This window comes from Streptomyces sp. enrichment culture (assembly GCF_964272855.1).
Classification (GTDB): Bacteria; Actinomycetota; Actinomycetes; order Streptomycetales; family Streptomycetaceae; genus Streptomyces.
In genome coordinates, this window is record NZ_OZ186847.1 from 5,130,835 (window position 1) to 5,148,614 (window position 17,780).

The following is a 17,780-nucleotide window of genomic DNA, read 5'->3' on the forward strand; positions in this document are numbered from 1 at the left end:
GTACGGTTTTCGGCATGGGGAAGCTGGAAGCCGCGCACATCGTGTGGGACTGGAACGGCACGCTGTTCCACGACAATGACGCGATCATCGGGGCGACGAACGCGGCGTTCGCCGAGCTGGGACTGAAGCCGATCACGCTGGAGCAGTACCGGGCGCTGTACTGCGTGCCGGTGCCGAAGTTCTACGAGCGGCTGATGGGGCGGCTGCCGACGGACGCGGAGTGGGAGGTCATGGACGGGACCTTCCACCGGTACTACGCCGAGCACCGGGTGCGGTGCGGGCTCACCGAGGGCGCGGTGGAGCTGCTGGCGGGGTGGCGGTCGGCGGGGCGGAGCCAGTCGATCCTCAGCATGTACGGGCACGACGACCTCGTGCCGCTGGTGCGCGGCTTCGGGATCGAGAGCCACTTCATACGCGTCGACGGGCGCACCGGGCCCTCCGGGGGCAGCAAGGCCGAGCACATGGTGCGGCATCTCGCGGCGCTGGCCGGGGTGAACCCCGAGCGGACGGTGGTCATCGGCGACGCCGCGGACGACGCTGTGGCCGCGCTGCATGTCGGAGCGCGGGCCGTGCTGTACACCGGGGGGTCGCACGGCCGGGGCAGCCTTGAGTCGGCGGGCGTGCCGGTGGTGGACTCCCTTCAGGAGGCGGTCGCGGAGGCGGAGCGGCTGGCGGCGGCCTGAGGCGCGGCCGGGGTGCGGCCGGGGTGCGGCCGCGCCCCGGATCGGTGACCGGGGTGCGGCCGAGCCCCCGGTCTGGTGACCGCCGCGGTCAGGTCACCGGCGCCTTCGCGCGCAGGACCGTCAGGAACTCGCGCATCCAGGTGGGGTGGTCCGGCCAGGCGCGGGACGAGACGAGGGTGCCGTCGACCACGGCCTCGGCGTCCTGGAAGGTGGCGCCGGCGGACTGCATGTCCAGCTCCAGCGCGGGGTACGCGGTGACGCGGCGGCCGCGGAGGCCGTCCACCGCTGCGGTGATCAGGGGACCGTGGCAGATCTGGGCCACGGGCTTGTCGGAATCGAAGAAGGACTTGAGGATCTTGCGGAGTTCAGGGTCGTTGCGGAGGTATTCGGGGGCTCGGCCGCCGGGGATGACCACGGCGGCGTACTGGCCCGGGTCGACCTCCGAGAAGGCGAGATCGGCGGGCCAGGTGTAGCCGGGTTTCTCGGTGTACGTGTCGAAGCCGGGTTCGAAGTCGTGGACCACGAACCGGAGCTTCTTGCGGGTGGGGGCGGCGATGTGGACCTCGTAGCCCTCTTCGAGGAGGCGTTGGTACGGGTACAGGACTTCGAGGGACTCTGCGGCGTCGCCGGTGAGGATGAGGACTTTGGCGGGCATGTCGGGCGGCTCCCGTCCGGGTTGGCGTCAGGGGCAACGTGCACTCGCGGGTGCGGTCTTGCCAAGAGGACGCGCCGGTTTTGAGGCACCCCAAGCGCCGGGACCGGGGTCCCGGCGCCGCGCGGCACGGCACGGCTGCCCGCGGTCGCGCGCCCGGGACTGTGCAGACTGTCAAAGTTCCCGGCCTGGTTTTGTACACATACGGCTCATGACGGGCCCCCGGTGAGGAGCGATAGCCTTGGTGGCGTGATCAGCGCGATAGTTCGCGGGGGCATCGTCGCCCCTGCCCTGCGCCCGGGACGCACGGACGACATCCGTGACCGGGCGGTGGTCGCTGGTCTTCACGGGCGGGACGGGGCGTTCGAGGCCCCCGCCAAGGCGTCGTACGCGTCGGAAATGGCCGATTACCCCCCGCTCATCTCACCTCGCGGCATAGCGTCGAACCAGACCGGACACCCCGCGTCTCGGCGCCACGCCGGAAGGGCAGAGACCGTACTTCCTTCTACGTCACGCAACGGCGCGCGACAGGAGCCAGAGGACAATGCAGACCAAGCTGGACGAAGCCAAGGCCGAGCTGCTCGACAGGGCCGCCCGGGTAGCTGAGAACAGCCCGGTCGGGGGGCACCTACCGACTGGGACGACGGAACACGGCACCCCCGACCGGGAGGCCGTGCTCGCGTTCCTCCAGCGCTACTACCTGCACACCGCCCCGGAGGACCTCGCCGACCGTGACCCGGTCGACGTCTTCGGAGCCGCCTACTCCCACTACCGACTGGCCGAGAACCGCCCCCAGGGCACGGCCAACGTGCGCGTCCACACCCCGACCGTCGAGGAGAACGGCTGGACCTGCAGCCACTCCGTGGTCGAGGTCGTCACCGACGACATGCCTTTCCTGGTCGACTCCGTCACCAACGAGCTGACCCGGCAGGGGCGCGGCATCCATGTCGTCATCCACCCCCAGATCGTCGTGCGCCGCGACCTCACCGGCCGGCTGATCGAGGTGCTGCCCACCCGTCCCACCGGTGACCTGCCGCACGACGCGCACATCGAGTCCTGGATCCACGTCGAGATCGACCGCGAGACCGACCGCGCGGACCTGAAGCAGATCACCGTCGATCTGCTGCGGGTGCTGTCCGACGTGCGTGAGGCCGTCGAGGACTGGGGCAAGATGCGCGACGCCGCCGTGCGCATCGCCGAGGGCCTGCCGGACGAGCCGATCGCCGGCGACCTGCCCGGGCAGGAGATCGAGGAGGCCCGCGAGCTGCTGCGCTGGCTGGCCGACGACCACTTCACGTTCCTCGGCTACCGCGAGTATCAGCTGCGCGACGACGATTCCCTCGCCGCCGTCCCCGGAACCGGCCTCGGTATTCTGCGCTCCGACCCGCACCACGCCGGAGACGACCAGCACCCGGTCAGCCCGTCGTTCGAACGGCTGCCCGCCGACGCCCGCGCCAAGGCGCGCGAGCACAAGCTGCTGGTCCTGACCAAGGCGAACAGCCGGGCCACCGTGCACCGGCCGTCGTACCTGGACTACATCGGCGTCAAGAAGTTCGACGCGGACGGGAACGTCGTCGGCGAGCGGCGCTTCCTCGGACTGTTCTCCTCCGCCGCCTACACGGAGTCCGTGCGCCGGGTGCCGGTGATCCGCCGCAAGGTCGACGCGGTGCTGAAGGGCGCCGGTTTCTCGCCCCACAGCCACGACGGGCGTGACCTGCTGCAGATCCTGGAGACGTACCCGCGCGACGAGCTGTTCCAGACGCCGGTCGACGAGCTCCAGGCCATCGTCACCTCCGTGCTGTACCTCCAGGAGCGCCGGCGTCTGCGGCTCTACCTGCGCCAGGACGAGTACGGCCGCTACTACTCCGCCCTCGTCTACCTTCCGCGCGACCGCTACACCACCGGCGTGCGGCTGCGGATCATCGACATCCTCAAGGAGGAACTGGGCGGCACCAGCGTCGACTTCACCGCCTGGAACACCGAGTCGATCCTGTCCCGGCTGCACTTCGTGGTCCGCGTGCCGCAGGGCACCGAGTTGCCGCAGCTGTCCGACGCCGACAAGGAGCGCATCGAGGCCCGCCTGGTCGAGGCCACCCGCTCCTGGGCCGACGGCTTCGCGGAGGCGCTGAACGCCGAGTTCGGCGAGGAGCGCGCGGCGGAGCTGCTGCGCCGCTACGGCAACGCCTTCACCGAGGGCTACAAGGCCGACCACAGCCCGCGCAGCGCGGTCGCCGACCTCGCCCAGCTGGAACGTCTCGGCGAGGACCAGAACTTCGCGCTCAGCCTGTACGAGCCGGTCGGCGCCGGCCCGGACGAGCGCCGTTTCAAGATCTACCGCAAGGGCGACGCCGTCTCCCTGTCCGCGGTGCTGCCGGTCCTCAACCGGCTCGGCGTCGAGGTGATGGACGAGCGGCCCTACGAGCTGCGCGGCGCGGACCGCCGGGTCGCCTGGATCTACGACTTCGGCCTGCGCATGCCGAAGCCGCAGAGCGGCGGCGCGGACGGCGCCTACGCCGGTGACGACGCCCGTGAGCGGTTCCAGGACGCGTTCGCCGCCACCTGGAACGGCCAGGCGGAGAACGACGGCTTCAACGCGCTGGTGCTGAGTGCCGGGCTGAACTGGCGGCAGGCCATGGTGCTGCGGGCGTACGCGAAGTACCTGCGGCAGGCGGGGTCCACGTTCAGCCAGGACTACATGGAGGACACCCTCCGAGACAACGTCCACACCACGCGGCTGCTGGTCTCCCTGTTCGAGGCGCGGATGTCGCCGGAGCGGCAGCGCGCCGGGCGCGAGATCGTCGACGCCCTGCTGGAGGAGCTGGACGCGGCGCTCGACCAGGTGGCGAGCCTCGACGAGGACCGCATCCTGCGGTCGTTCCTGACCGTCATCAAGGCGACCCTGCGGACCAACTTCTTCCAGAGGACCGAGGACGGCACGCCGCACGACTACGTGTCGATGAAGTTCGACCCGCAGGCCATCCCGGACCTGCCGGCGCCCCGCCCGGCGTTCGAGATCTGGGTGTACTCGCCGCGCGTCGAGGGCGTGCACCTGCGCTTCGGCAAGGTCGCGCGCGGCGGTCTGCGCTGGTCGGACCGGCGCGAGGACTTCCGCACCGAGATCCTGGGCCTGGTCAAGGCGCAGATGGTGAAGAACACGGTGATCGTGCCGGTCGGCGCCAAGGGCGGCTTCGTCGCCAAGCAGCTGCCGGACCCGGCCGTCGACCGCGACGCGTGGCTGGCCGAGGGCATCGCCAGCTACAAGACGTTCATCTCGGCGCTGCTCGACATCACCGACAACATGGTGGCCGGAGAGGTCGTGCCGCCCGCCGACGTCGTCCGGCACGACGAGGACGACACCTACCTCGTCGTCGCCGCCGACAAGGGCACCGCGACCTTCTCCGACATCGCCAACGAGGTCGCCGAGAAGTACAGCTTCTGGCTCGGCGACGCCTTCGCCTCCGGCGGCAGCGCGGGCTACGACCACAAGGGCATGGGCATCACCGCGCGCGGCGCCTGGGAGTCCGTCAAGCGGCACTTCCGCGAGCTGGGCGTGGACACGCAGACCGAGGACTTCACGGTCGTCGGCATCGGCGACATGTCCGGTGACGTGTTCGGCAACGGCATGCTGCTCAGCGAGCACATCCGCCTGGTCGCCGCCTTCGACCACCGGCACATCTTCATCGACCCCGACCCGGACGCGGCCGTCTCCTACGCCGAGCGCCGCCGCGTCTTCGAGCTGCCCCGCTCCAGCTGGGCCGACTACAACACCGACCTGATCTCCGCGGGCGGTGGCGTCTTCCCCCGCACCGCCAAGGCGATCCCGGTCAACGCGCACATCCGCGAGGCGCTGGGCATCGAGGGCAAGGTCACGAAGATGACCCCGGCCGACCTGATGAAGGCGGTCCTCCAGGCGCCGGTGGACCTGCTGTGGAACGGCGGCATCGGCACCTACGTGAAGTCCAGCACCGAGTCCCACGCGGACGTCGGCGACAAGGCCAACGACGCCATCCGCGTCGACGGCCAGGACCTGCGCGTCAAGGTGGTCGGCGAGGGCGGCAACCTGGGGCTGACCCAGCTCGGCCGGATCGAGTTCGCGCGGCACGGCGGCCGGATCAACACCGACGCCATCGACAACAGCGCGGGCGTGGACACCTCCGACCACGAGGTGAACATCAAGATCCTGCTGAACGGCCTGGTCACGGACGGCGACATGACCGTCAAGCAGCGCAACCGCCTGCTCGCCGAGATGACCGACGAGGTCGGCCGGCTGGTGCTGCGCAACAACTACGCGCAGAACACGGCGATCGCCAACGCGCTCGCCCAGTCCAAGGACATGCTCCACGCCCAGCAGCGCTTCCTGCGCCACCTGGTGCGCGAGGGCCACCTGGACCGGGCCCTGGAGTTCCTGCCGACCGACCGCCAGATCCGCGAGCGCCTCAGCAGCGGCCACGGCCTGACCGGCCCGGAGACGGCCGTCCTGCTGGCGTACACGAAGATCACGGTCGCCGAGGAGCTGCTGCACACCTCGCTGCCGGACGACCCGTACCTGCGCAGCCTGCTGTACGCGTACTTCCCGACGGCGCTGCGTGAGCAGTTCCCGCAGTACATCGACAGCCACCCGCTGCGCCGAGAGATCACCACGACGGTGCTGGTCAACGACACGGTCAACACCGGCGGTACGACGTATCTGCACCGGATGCGCGAGGAGACCGGCGCGTCGCTGGAGGAGATCGTCCGGGCGCAGACCGCGGCCCGCGCGATCTTCCGCTCGGCGCCGGTGTGGGACGCGGTCGAGGCGCTGGACAACAAGGTCGAGGCCGAGGTCCAGACCCGGATCCGGCTGCACTCCCGCCGGCTGGTGGAGCGCGGCACGCGCTGGCTGCTCAACAACCGGCCGCAGCCGCTCCAGCTCGCCGAGACCGTCTCGTTCTTCGCGGAGCGGGTCGAGCAGGTCTGGAACGAGCTGCCGAAGCTGCTGCGCGGCGCGGACCTGGAGTGGTGGCAGAAGATCCACGACGAGCTGACCGACGCCGGGGTGCCGGACGAGCTGGCCACGCGGGTGGCCGGGTTCTCCTCCGCGTTCCCGACGCTGGACATCGTCTCGGTGGCCGACCGCATGGGCAAGGAGCCGCTGGACGTCGCCGAGGTCTACTACGACCTCGCCGACCGCCTCGGCATCACCCAGCTCATGGACCGCATCATCGAGCTGCCCCGCGCGGACCGCTGGCAGTCCATGGCCCGCGCGGCCATCCGCGAGGACCTGTTCGCCGCGCACGCCGCCCTCACGGCCGACGTGCTGACGGTGGGCAACGGCACGTCCACGCCGGAGCAGCGGTTCGAGGGCTGGCAGGAGCGGAACGCGGCGATCCTCGGCCGCGCCCGCACCACCCTGGAGGAGATCCAGGGCTCGGACGCCTTCGACCTCGCCAACCTGTCGGTGGCGATGCGGACGATGCGCACGCTGCTGCGGTCGCACGCGTAGGCGTACGAGGTGTCTACGACGTCGTAGGCGTACGACGGGAGAGGGCGCCCCGGGCCTCACAGGTCCGGGGCGCCCTCTCGTTGCCCAGCGCTCAGCGCAGCGCGCTCGCCAGCAGGCGGGCCGCCCGCCGCACCCGCGGCCGGGCCATGCGCCGCACCACCGGGCGCACCACCCGCGCAGTCATGCCCACCGGGCGCCAGCGGACCTGGAGGCGGCCCGTGCCGCGTTCCTCCGGTTCGACCCTGATCCGGTGCGGGGCGGCACCGGAGTGGTATTCGACGCGGGCGGTGATCGGGGTGAAGGTCTCGGGGGCCAGCAGGACGCCCTTGTGCTGGAGCCCTTGGTGCGTCAGGCGGAGCACGGGGTGGCGGGCGCCGTCGAAGCCGTGCAGCGGGATCGGGGCGGCCGCCAGGTCCAGGTGGACATGACCCTCGTAGACGCCCGGGCCGACCGGGGACAGGCGGAACGGCACGCTCATGCGCCGCCGGCCCGGGGACAGGAACAGGGTGGCGGCCTGCGGGCCCATGGGGAGGCGCAGGGCGGGGTCGTAGGTGCGGACCGTGAGGTCCACGGAGGCGCCGGGGCCGGGCGCGACCTCGACGACCTCGTGCCGGAGCAGCGCGAAGGGGAAGGGGCAGGTGTCCGGGGCCAGGTCGGTCAGGTCGAGTTCGCGGCGGCCCCAGGCGTTCTCCGGGAGGCGGTCGCCCCAGTACGTACGGCCCTCCTCGTCCGTGACCAGGTCGCGCGGGCCGACCGCGTGTCCCAGGCCGCGTGCCGCCAGCCGGGCCTCCGGCAGGCGCAGGTCGCGCACCAGCTGGAGCACGACACGCTCGGGGCGCGGGAGACGGGCGTACGCGCCCGGCGTGAGCGTCGCGAGATACGGGTTGACGATCTCCGCGAACCCCGCCAGCCACTCCTCGTCGCGGTAGGGCAGGTCACCGGCGTACATCCGGAAGTCGTGCTTGAGGAACTTGTAGTCCTTCTCCTCGTACAGCGAGGCATGCCCGCTGCGGGCCAGGAAGTCGTCGACGAGCCGCTGGACGTGGACGCGGTCGCGGACGTTGTCGAGTTTGTGCCGCTGGTTGGAGATGGAGGCGGTGTCGGCGGACGCGAGCGGGGCGATGTACCAGCGGTAGACCGGCTGCGGGATGACGGTGAAGGCGCGGGCCAGGCAGTAGGCCTGCGCGGAGAACAGCTGGTCCTCGTAGTGGACGCCCTCGGGGAAGCGCAGCTCGTGGCGGTCGAGGAAGGAGCGGGCGTACATCTTGCTGGTCGCCAGGTGCTCGAAGAACAGCCGGGGTTCGGCGGCGATGCCGGGCACGGTGCGGCGCTCGGCCACCAGGTGCGGCATCCACCGAGAGCGGTTCCCGGTGTCCGCGCGGACCCGTTCCACCGCGCCCATCACGAAGTCGACGTCCCGTTCCCGGTGGGCGGCGAGCAGCAGCTCCACCGCGTCCGGCGGCAGCTCGTCGTCGCTGTCGAGGAACATCACGTACGGCGCGCGGGCGATCTCCAGGGCCCGGTTGCGCGGCACACCGCATCCGCCGCTGTTCTGGTCGAGGCGCAGATGCAGGACGCGCGGGTCCTCCGCGGCCAGCCGCCGCGCCACCTCCGGGGTGGCGTCCGTGGAGTGGTCGTCGCTGATGACGATCTCGATGTTGGCGTGGGTCTGGCGGCGCACGGAGGCCACCGCGCGGGGGAGGCGTGCGGCGTCGTTGTAGACGATGACGGTCACCGTGACGTCGGGGGCCTTCGGGACTGCCTGGCTCATGACGCGGTCGCCTCCTGCGGATTCGGGGCGGGGGTGCGCTCGTCGACGGGGGCGACCGGCGGCAGCGCCTCCTCGGGCTCACCGAGGAAGACCCGGCGTACGACCCGCTCGGCGGCGTGTCCGTCGTCGAATTCGCAGAACCGGCGCCGGAACACCGACCGGGCCTTGGCCGCGTCCTGGTCGCGCCAGGCGTCCGAGGTGAGGACGGCGGTCAGCTCGGCCTGGGTGCGGGTCACCGGGCCGGGGGCCTCGGCCATCAGGTCGAAGTAGACGCCGCGGGTCGCCACGTACGTCTCCCAGTCGTCGGCGTGGATGACGATCGGGCGGTCCAGGTTGGCGTAGTCGAACATGATCGACGAGTAGTCCGTGACGAGCGCGTCGGCGGCCAGGCACAGGTCCTCGACCGGGTCGTAGGCGGAGACGTCGAGGACGCGGCCCGCGCGGCGCAGGCCGGTGAGCGGGGACACCGCGCCGTCGTGGAAGTAGTGGGCGCGCACCAGCAGCACCGTGTCCTCGCCGAGCTGCTCGGCGAGCCTGGCGAGGTCCAGACGCGGGGTCCAGCCGGCCTCGTAGTCGCGGTGGGTGGGGGCGTAGAGGATCGCCCGGCGGCCGGGGGCGATGCCCAGGCGGGCGCGGATCGCGGCGATGTCGGCGGCGGTCGCGCCGTAGTAGACGTCGTTGCGCGGGTAGCCGTGGTCGAGGGAGACGAATCGGGACGGGTAGGCGCGCTCCCACATGCGGGTGGTGTGGCTGTTGGCGGAGAGGCTGTAGTCCCACTTGTCGATCCGGGCCAGCAGGGCGTTGAAGTCCATGCCGTGGGCGGTGGCCGGGTAGCTCATCTGGTCGATGCCCATACGTTTCAGCGGGGTGCCGTGATGGGTCTGGAGGTGGACGGCGTCCGGTCGCTTCACCACCGCGTTGGCGAAGTTGACGTTGTTGACCAGGAACTTCGCGCGTGCCAGCACCTCCCAGTAGCGGCTGCTGCCGACGACGACGTGGTCGGTGCCGGGCGGCAGCAGGCCCACGCGGTCGGCGGCGACCACCCACACCGGGTGGATCTGCGGGGCCAGCTCGGCGAGCTTGGCGGCGATGGCGGCGGGATTGCAGGCGACACCGCGGTGCCAGTACGCGGCGAACACCGCCAGGCCGGGGTCGACCGGGCGGGCGAGCGCCCTGCGGTACTGGTGGGCGCGGACCCGCGTGCCGAGCTGCCGTTTGCCCGCGCGGAGGGCGTTGCGGCCGGCGCGGCGGGCGTGGTTGGCGGTCTGGAGGGCTCGGTAGCGGGCGTAGCCGTCCGTCTCCAGGAGGCTGCGGCGCAGGCCCTCGGGGCCGGCCGGGTGGCGCAGGCCCTCGGGGCGGTGGCGGACGGCCGCCTGGGAGGCGCGGTGGAAGTAGGCGCGGGCGTCCTGCTCCGGCATGCCCGCGCGGACGAAGGTGCGCAGGCTGTCGCGGACCATCAGGTGGTACAGCACCCCGTGGGGCGCCGTACGGGAGCGGGCGCGGTCCAGCAGGGCCTCGTAGCGCTCCAGGGCGGCCAGGTGGTCGTCGAGGGTGCGTGGCGGGAGGCTCTCCGGGCGCAGCTCGCGGTGTTCGAGCGCGGGCTGGTTGAGGCAGGCGATCCGCGTGGCCGTGAGGAGGGCGGTGTGGGCGGCGTACGCCTCGTCGTCGGCGGCGAGGTCGTCGGCGTGGGCGCGCCAGTGGTCCGCGCGTACGAGGCGGTTGCCGAGGAGCGGGGCCAGCCGCAGCAGGTCGGGCAGGTCGTCGAGGGCGGTCTCGGCGCGGCCCGCGCGGGCCAGCAGGCGGCTGTCGGCGGACGGCCTGCCGGAGGTCCGCCAGGTGGTGCGGACGTGGTCGAAGAGCAGCACGTCCACCGTGTCGGGGAGTTCGGCGGCGCGGGCGGCGAGCAGGGCGGCGGCGCCCGCGGGGAGGCCGTCCCTCGCGGGGACGAAGTGCAGCCACCGTCCGGCCGCCCGCGCGGCGCCCGCCGCTCTGGCCGCGGCGTCGCCGGTGCCGTCGGGCAGCGGGACGACCACCGCGCCGGGGGCGTGTTCCCGGGCCGTCTCCCGGGCCCAGTCGCCGACCGCGACCACGATCACCTCGGCCCCGGGAGCCGGGTCGGCGGTCAGGGAGTCGAGAAGGCCGGTCAGATGGCCTTGAGTGTTCGGGCCGTGTACGACGACGCTGAGCTCGGGTGGCACGGCGGACTCCCTTCACGCGTTCGGGGCCTCACACGGTGATGACCTTATCGGTCATCGTGGCACTAAAACGATGAAAGGGTTAAACGGGGTTGATCCGGTCGGTGCGGGGAGGGCCGGAACGGGCTCAGGAGGCGACGGCCTTCGCTCCCTCGGCGGCCTTCGCCCCCGCGGGGGCTTTCGCTTCCTCGGCGGCCTTCGCCCCCGCGGGAGCCGCGACCGGCTTCGGCTTCGGCTTGGGCTTCGGCTTGGCGGTCTTGTCCCCGGTGAAGGCCTCGTACTCCTTCATGACCTCCTCCGTCGGCCCGTCCATCCGCAGCTCGCCGCGCTCCAGCCACAGCACCCGCTCGCAGGTGTCGCGGATCGACTTGTTGTTGTGGCTGACGAGGAAGACCGTTCCGGCGTGCTTGCGCAGCTCGCGGATACGGGCCTCGGAGCGCTTCTGGAAGGAGCGGTCGCCGGTGGCCAGCGCCTCGTCGATGAGCAGCACGTCGTGGTCCTTCGCGGCGGCGATGGAGAACCGCAGCCGGGCGGCCATGCCGGAGGAGTACGTGCGCATCGGCAGGGTGATGAAGTCGCCCTTCTCGTTGATCCCGGAGAAGTCGACGATCTCCTGGTAGCGCTCCCTGACCTGCTCCCGCGACATGCCCATCGCCAGTCCGCCGAGGTGGACGTTGCGCTCGCCGGTCAGGTCGTTCATCAGGGCCGCGTTGACACCGAGGAGGGAGGGCTGGCCATTGGTGTAGATACGGCCGTTCTCCACCGGGAGCAGTCCGGCGACCGCCTTCAGCAGGGTCGACTTGCCGGAGCCGTTGGTGCCGATCAGGCCGATCGCCTCGCCCTTGTACGCCACGAACGACACGTTCCGCACCGCGTGCACCCGGCGCACGCCGGCCGCCTTCTCGCTCTGCTTGCGGCGCAGGATGCGGTTGAGGGCGGCGGTCGCGGTGCCGCGGCCGGCTCCGGTGCCGTTGACGCGGTACACGATGTCCACGTGGTCGGCGATGACGGTGGGGATCTTCTCGCTCACGTTGTCAGCCACGGCCGTACGTCTCCTCAGCCTTCCAGAAGTAGATGAAACCGCCGAGCCCGGCGAGCAGGGCCCAGCTCGTCGCGAGCAGCCACACGTGGGGCGGCAGCTGGCCCGCCTGGAAGCTGTCGATGAGCGCGAAGCGCATCAGGTCGATGTAGACGGCGGCCGGGTTCGCCTGGAGGACGGGGGTCACCCACGACGGCAGGTCGGTGTGCGCGCTCAGGACGTGGTCGATGCTCCACATCACGCCCGACACGTACATCCACGTCCGCAGCACGAACGGCATCAGCTGCGCGATGTCCGGGGTCTTGGCGCCGACCCGGGCCAGGATCATCGAGACGCCCGCGTTGAAGGTGAACTGCAGGACCAGCACCGGGAAGGCCAGCAGCCAGGACGCGGTGGGCGGCACGCCGAAGATCAGCAGGATGGCGATCAGTGCCGCCATCGAGAACATGAGCTGCTGGAGCTGCTGGAGGCAGAAGGAGATCGGCAGCGCGGCCCGCGGGAAGTGCAGGGCGCGGACCAGGCCGAGGTTGCCGGAGATGGCGCGGGTGCCGGCCAGGATCGAGCTCTGGGTGAACGTCCAGATGAACACGCCGGTGACCAGGAACGGCACGTAGTCCGGCACGCCCTTCTTGGTCTGCAGCAGCACACCGAAGATCAGGTAGTAGACCGCCGCGTTCAGCAGCGGGGTCATGACCTGCCAGACCTGGCCGAGCTTCGCCTGGCTGTACTGCGCGGTGAGCTTCGCCGTGGAGAACGCGGCGATGAAGTGGCGGCGTGCCCACAGCCGGCGGACGTACTGGGGCAGGGCGGGGCGGGCGCCGCTGACCGTCAGGCCGTGGCGCGCGGCGAGGGCCGCGAGGTCGTCGCCGGCCGGAGCCGGGGTGGTGGTCCGGGCCGGTGTGGGGGGCGGTGTGTCGAGGACCTGGCTCACATCCGCTGCTTTCGGTCGGGGGGAAGGGCGCGGAGGGGTTTCCCGCTACAGGCTTCGGTGCTCGGTGCGTCTCTACGTCGGGACGGGACCGTATCGTCGCAACGGGAGCGTAAGTCGTCGGAGCGTCGGAACGCAACCGTTTCGTCGTGACGCCCTATGCTGTCCGCATGACGACGAACGCCGACGCCCCCCAGCCGCGTCCGCGCCGCCGGGCCCCCGCAGGCGCGGCGGTGCTCCGCGAGGACGTGACGGAAGCCATCCGCGCGGCCGTCTTCGAGGAACTGGCGTCCGTCGGCTACGCGCGGATGTCGATCGAGGGGATCGCGCGCCGCGCGGGCGTCGGCAAGACCGCCGTGTACCGCCGCTGGCGCTCCAAGCTGCACCTGGTGCTCGACATCGTCTCGGCGATCGCCGTGCAGGGCCTGCCCGCGCCGGACACCGGCTCCCTGGAGTCGGACCTGCGGCTGCTGTACGAGGTGACGTCCCGGGCCCTGCGCCACCCCGTCGCCTCGCAGATCATCCCCGACCTCCAGGCGGAGGCGGCCCGCAACCCGGAGATCGCCGAGGCGATGCAGAAGGCGCTGCGGGACGGTCAGGAAGGCGTCGCGCTGCGGATCGTCGCGGCGGCGGAGGAGCGCGGCGAGGTCCGCAAGGGCGTCGACGGGGAGCTGGCGCTGGACCTGATCTCGGGCCCGCTGTACTGGCGTTCGGTGGTGATCCGCAGTCCGAAGCTGCCGAGGGGCTACCTGGCGGCGCTGTCGCACGCGACCGCCGAGGCCCTGAAGGCGCTCTGACGCCGCCCGGTCAGGCCGGTCGGCCGGCCAGCCGGAGCGCCAGCTCGCTCAGCCCGGCCGCCCGCAGCACCCGTTCCCCGAAGCCGGGCAGCGGCACATGCAGGGGCTCGGTCCACCGCTCGGGTATCGCGCCGGCCCCGTACACCGCTCCGGCGAGCCCGCCGGTGACCGCGGCGACGGTGTCCGTGTCGCCGCCGAGGTCGACGGCCGCGCGGACGGCGTCCTCGTAGGAGGACGTGGTGCGCACGGCCCACACGGCGGAGCCCAGGCAGGGCCAGACGGCGCCGTTGAACTCGGTCGCCAGGTCGGGGTGCCAGTCGGGGTCGAGGACGACGGCGTAGCGCTCGCGGTGCCCGGGGTGCACGGCCGCCAGGGTGCCGGGCAGGGCGGCCAGCGGGTCGCCCCCGGTCAGCGCGACCCGCAGCAGCTCGTGGAAGATCGCCGTGCCCTCCCAGGCGGCCCGGTCGCCGTGGGTGAGGGCGGCCAGCCGGCGGGCGGCGTCCATGGTGGCGTCGCGGCCCCGGCCGGCGAAGTGCACGCCGGAGGTGGCGGCCCGCATCAGCGCACCGTTCCCCGCCGCGCGCCGATTCGTCTGGAAGTGGAGTGCGGCGGCCGTGTCCCAGGGGTCGCCGCTGCCGAGCACCGCCTCCGTCTGGAGCCCGATGTCCTTCGGCTCGGCCGCCGCCCAGCGCTGGAACCGCCGGAACACGTCCGGCAGGTCGAGCCCGCCGCACTCCACCAGGGACTCCCCGACGAGCACGGCCATCTGGGTGTCGTCGGTCGCCTCACCCGGGTCCCAGCCGCCGCCTCCGCACATCTCACCGCCCCCTCCCGGGTGCGGGAAGCGGGCGGTGAAGGCCCCCTCGGGGCCGAACTCGAAGGGGGCGCCGAGGGCGTCACCGACGGCGGAGCCGACGACGGCACCCACGGCACGCTCGGGCAGGAGACCGGTCATCTCGCGCACGTCAGTCCCGCGCGGCCTCCGGGTGCAGCCGCACCCAGCCCTCCCACGCGGACGTGATCATGTCCTGGACGTCGTGCTTGGCCTTCCAGCCCAGCTCGGTGGCGACGCGCTCGGCGGAGGCGACGACGCGGGCCGGGTCGCCGGGGCGGCGGGGGGTGACGGTCGGAGGACGGCCGTAGCCGGTGATCGCGTTGATGCGGTCGATCATCTCGCGGACGGAGACGCCCTCGCCCCGCCCGATGTTGAGGGTGAGGTCGCGGCCGGGGGACTCCTCCAGCGCGCGGGCCGCCGCCACGTGGGCCTCCGCCAGGTCGACGACGTGGATGTAGTCCCGTACGCAGGTGCCGTCCGGCGTCGGGTAGTCGTCGCCGAAGACGCGCGGGGGCGCGCCCTCGGTCAGCTTCTCGAAGACCATGGGGATGAGGTTGAAGACGCCCGTGTCGGCCAGTTCGGGGGCCGCCGCGCCCGCCACGTTGAAGTAGCGCAGGGAGGCGGTGGAGAGGCCGGTCGCCCGGCCCGTCGCCCGGACCAGCCACTCGCCGGCCAGCTTCGTCTCGCCGTACGGTGACATCGGCGCGCACGGCGTCTCCTCGGTGACCAGCTCCACGTCCGGCATGCCGTACACGGCCGCCGAGGAGGAGAACACGAAGGACGGCACCCCGGCCGCGGTGACCGCCTCCAGCAGGACGCGCAGGCCCTCCACGTTCTCCCGGTAGTAGTGCAGCGGCAGGTCCACCGACTCCCCGACCTGCTTCTTCGCCGCGAGGTGCACCACGCCGGTGATGCCGTGCCCGGCGAGCACCCGGCTCAGCCGCTCCCGGTCCAGCGTGGAGCCGACCTCCAGCGGTACGCCGTCCGGGACCCGTTCGGCGATGCCGGTGGACAGGTCGTCGTAGACCACGGTCCGCTCGCCCGCCTCGGTCATCGCCCGTACGACGTGCGCCCCGATGTATCCGGCGCCGCCGGTGATCAGCCAGGTCATATGCGGCTGTCCCCTCGTCAGTTGGCCCCTGCTGGTGCCCGGTGGGTGTGCTCCGGACACAGTGAAGCAGGCGAATGGCCGTGGTGTGACGTGGATGTGACGCCCCGTAGCGGCGGGTCGTCGCCAATCAGCCGTCAATCACCTTGAAAAGGTGGTTAATATTACAAAATCGGTTCTGTGTTGCGCGTGGAGAAAAGCAGCAAACCATCCTTTTCCACCCAAGTGCCCATCCGACTTTCGACCCGCCTTTCCACTCGCCTCCTGGCGGTGGCCCTCCCCGTCGCCGCCATGCTCGCCGTCGGCCTGTGGGGGCTCGACCGCGGCGGGATGTGGCGGGACGAGGCCGTCACCTTTCAGGTCGCGCGGCGGTCGGTGCCGCAGATCTGGCGGCTGGTGCAGAGCGTGGACGCGGTGCACGGCCTGTACTACCTGCTCGTGCGCCCCGTCCTCGCCCTCCACCCCGGCGAGGTCGTCCTGCGTCTGCCGTCCGTCTGCGCGGCCGCCGCGACCGCCGGCCTGGTCGCCGCCCTCGGGGTGCGGCTGGCCCGGCCCCGGGTCGGACTGTGGGCGGGACTGCTGTACGCGGCCACCCCCCTGGCCGGCCACTACGCGCAGGAGGGCCGCTCCTACGCCCTGGTCGCGGCCGGGGCCGCCGGGGCGACGCTGCTGCTGGCGCGGGGCATGGAGCGGGGTGCCGCCGGGCCGTGGCGACGGGCCTGGGCGGCGTACGGGGCCGTCGTCGCCGTCACCTGTCTGCTGCACATGCTCGCCGCGCTGCTGCTCATCGCCCACGCGGTGACGCTGGCGCTCGCGCGGGTGCCGGGCCGGGTGTGGCGCGGATGGGGCGCGGCGGCGGGCGGCGCGCTGCTCGTGCTCGCCCCGCTGGCGCTGCTCGCGCAGGGGCAGGCGGCGCAGGTGGGGTGGCTGACGGCGCCCCGGTGGGGGAGCGCCGAGCGGCTGCTGCGGGAGTTCGCCGGGTCGTCGGGCCCCGTCCTGTGGACGTACCTGGCGCTCGTCACCGTCGCGCTGACGGGGATCCGCCGGTCGCCGCTGGTACGGGTGGCGCTGCCGCTGGCGGTGGTGGCGCCGGCCGTGCTGATGGGCGTGTCGCAGGTGCGGCCGATGTACGACGACCGGTACGTGCTGTACGCCCTCGCGGGGGCGCCGCTGCTGGCGGCGGCGGGCGCGGACCGCGTCGTGCGGGCCCTGTGCCGCCCTTCGCGTGACCCCGGCCCGGCCGTGGCGCTCGCCGGAGTCCTCGCCGTCACCCTCGTCTTCGCCCACCAGCTCCCCCTGCACCGTCAGCACCGCACGCTCGCCCAGCGCGCCGACGACCTGGCGGCGGTCTCCGCGCTCGCCTCCCGTTCCCTGCGCCCCGGCGATCCGGTGCTGTTCCTGCCGTCGATCGGGCGGCGGGCGGCGCTGGCCTATCCGAAGGGGTTCCGGCGGGCGTGGGACGTGGCGCTCGCGGTGCCCGGGCCGCAGTCGGGGACGCTGTACGGCCGTGAGCTGACCGCGCCGGAGCTGCGGCGCAGGCTGGCGGGGGTGGACCGGGTCTGGGTGGTGGCGGAGTCGTACGCCCTCGGCGCGCGCTGGCGTCCGCGCGACCCGGTCGAGCGCGCGAAGCTGGCGGTCGTCGGCGAGCAGTTCGTGCCGCGCACGCGCGAGGTGTGCGGCGGGGTGACGTTCCGTCTGTACGTCAGGCGGAACGCCGGCGCCGAGACACCCCCTACACCCCCTACCGTGCCGCCGCCGCCCTGGCCTCCGTCTCCGCCGCCGCGTCCAGCGCCTCGGTGAGCTGGTCGAGGCGGGCCCGCAGGGCGCCGATCTCCTCGATGTCGAAGCCGGTCGCGGTGGCGATCCGCCGCGGTACCTCCGCCGCCCGCTCGCGCAGGGCGGCGCCTTCCGCGGTGAGCCGGACCTCGACGGAGCGCTCGTCGCGGGTGCTGCGCTCGCGGTGCACGAGCCCGGCCGCCTCCAGGCGCTTGAGCAGCGGGGACAGCGTGCCGGAGTCGAGCCGCAGATGCTCGCCGAGGCGCTTGACGGGCAGGTGGCCGTGTTCCCAGAGCACCAGCATCACCAGGTACTGCGGGTAGGTCAGCCCGAGGTCCTTGAGGATCACCCGGTAGACGCCGTTGAAGGCGCGCGAGGCGGCGTTCAGGGAGAAGCAGATCTGGCGGTCCAGGCGGAGCCAGTCGTCCGCGGGCGTGCTGGTCATGCTCCCAGGGTAGCTCTGGTGAGCCATTTGGTTGTGTACAACTTAATTGTGTGCTCTACTCGTGGTCGT

General features: G+C 72.3%; 12 protein-coding genes. 4 read left to right on the forward strand and 8 right to left on the reverse strand.

The window, feature by feature from the left end:
* Nucleotides 1-14 precede the first annotated feature (14 nt).
* Nucleotides 15-683 (forward strand): HAD family hydrolase, encoded by a 669-nt coding sequence (locus ACSU6L_RS22585; RefSeq protein WP_437059463.1) that lies wholly within the window; start codon nucleotides 15-17, stop codon nucleotides 681-683.
* Nucleotides 684-771: 88 nt separating this feature from the next.
* Here ACSU6L_RS22585 and ACSU6L_RS22590 read toward each other — a convergent pair whose 3' ends face one another.
* The gene (locus ACSU6L_RS22590; RefSeq protein ID WP_437059465.1) at nucleotides 772-1,338 is read right to left on the reverse strand and encodes a DJ-1/PfpI family protein; all 567 of its coding nucleotides are present in this window, start codon (nucleotides 1,336-1,338) and stop codon (nucleotides 772-774) included.
* A gap of 541 nt (nucleotides 1,339-1,879) precedes the next feature.
* Between ACSU6L_RS22590 and ACSU6L_RS22595 the strand changes: the two genes are divergently transcribed.
* Nucleotides 1,880-6,817 carry an NAD-glutamate dehydrogenase gene (locus ACSU6L_RS22595; RefSeq protein ID WP_437059467.1) on the forward strand — a complete coding sequence of 1,646 codons (4,938 nt, stop codon included), beginning with the start codon at nucleotides 1,880-1,882 and terminating at the stop codon, nucleotides 6,815-6,817.
* A 91-nt stretch (nucleotides 6,818-6,908) separates the two neighbouring features.
* Here the strand turns inward: ACSU6L_RS22595 and ACSU6L_RS22600 are convergent, their stop codons facing one another.
* The 4 genes from ACSU6L_RS22600 to ACSU6L_RS22615 form a co-directional block, all read right to left on the reverse strand.
* Nucleotides 6,909-8,588 carry a glycosyltransferase family 2 protein gene (locus ACSU6L_RS22600; RefSeq protein WP_437059469.1) on the reverse strand — a complete coding sequence of 560 codons (1,680 nt, stop codon included), beginning with the start codon at nucleotides 8,586-8,588 and terminating at the stop codon, nucleotides 6,909-6,911.
* Nucleotides 8,585-10,786, reverse strand: coding sequence for a CDP-glycerol glycerophosphotransferase family protein (locus ACSU6L_RS22605; RefSeq protein ID WP_437059470.1), 2,202 nt, complete (start codon nucleotides 10,784-10,786; stop codon nucleotides 8,585-8,587). The genes ACSU6L_RS22600 and ACSU6L_RS22605 overlap by 4 nt, the downstream gene beginning before the upstream one ends.
* 124 nt (nucleotides 10,787-10,910) lie before the next feature.
* Nucleotides 10,911-11,825: an ABC transporter ATP-binding protein gene (locus tag ACSU6L_RS22610; protein WP_437059472.1), complete on the reverse strand. Its 915-nt coding sequence runs from the start codon at nucleotides 11,823-11,825 to the stop codon at nucleotides 10,911-10,913.
* Complete coding sequence (locus ACSU6L_RS22615) at nucleotides 11,818-12,753, reverse strand: ABC transporter permease (RefSeq protein WP_437059474.1); 936 nt, start codon at nucleotides 12,751-12,753, stop codon at nucleotides 11,818-11,820. Before ACSU6L_RS22615 ends, ACSU6L_RS22610 begins: the two co-directional genes overlap by 8 nt.
* A 167-nt stretch (nucleotides 12,754-12,920) precedes the next feature.
* Here ACSU6L_RS22615 and ACSU6L_RS22620 point away from each other — a divergent pair, with 167 nt between their 5' ends.
* The gene (locus ACSU6L_RS22620; protein WP_073938195.1) at nucleotides 12,921-13,547 is read left to right on the forward strand and encodes a TetR/AcrR family transcriptional regulator; all 627 of its coding nucleotides are present in this window, start codon (nucleotides 12,921-12,923) and stop codon (nucleotides 13,545-13,547) included.
* A gap of 10 nt (nucleotides 13,548-13,557) precedes the next feature.
* Here the strand turns inward: ACSU6L_RS22620 and ACSU6L_RS22625 are convergent, their stop codons facing one another.
* The gene (locus ACSU6L_RS22625; protein WP_437059477.1) at nucleotides 13,558-14,502 is read right to left on the reverse strand and encodes an ADP-ribosylglycohydrolase family protein; all 945 of its coding nucleotides are present in this window, start codon (nucleotides 14,500-14,502) and stop codon (nucleotides 13,558-13,560) included.
* A gap of 10 nt (nucleotides 14,503-14,512) precedes the next feature.
* Entirely contained in the window at nucleotides 14,513-15,493 is a 981-nt protein-coding gene (gene galE / locus ACSU6L_RS22630) for a UDP-glucose 4-epimerase GalE (protein ID WP_437059479.1), read from the reverse strand.
* A 267-nt stretch (nucleotides 15,494-15,760) separates the two neighbouring features.
* Between galE and ACSU6L_RS22635 the strand changes: the two genes are divergently transcribed.
* Entirely contained in the window at nucleotides 15,761-17,290 is a 1,530-nt protein-coding gene (locus ACSU6L_RS22635; protein ID WP_437059481.1) for a glycosyltransferase family 39 protein, read from the forward strand.
* On the opposite strand, the gene ACSU6L_RS22640 is transcribed toward ACSU6L_RS22635, so the two are convergent.
* The gene (locus ACSU6L_RS22640) at nucleotides 17,232-17,711 is read right to left on the reverse strand and encodes a MarR family winged helix-turn-helix transcriptional regulator (protein ID WP_437059483.1); all 480 of its coding nucleotides are present in this window, start codon (nucleotides 17,709-17,711) and stop codon (nucleotides 17,232-17,234) included. The two genes, ACSU6L_RS22635 and ACSU6L_RS22640, sit on opposite strands and share 59 nt — an antisense overlap.
* Nucleotides 17,712-17,780: the final 69 nt, after the last annotated feature.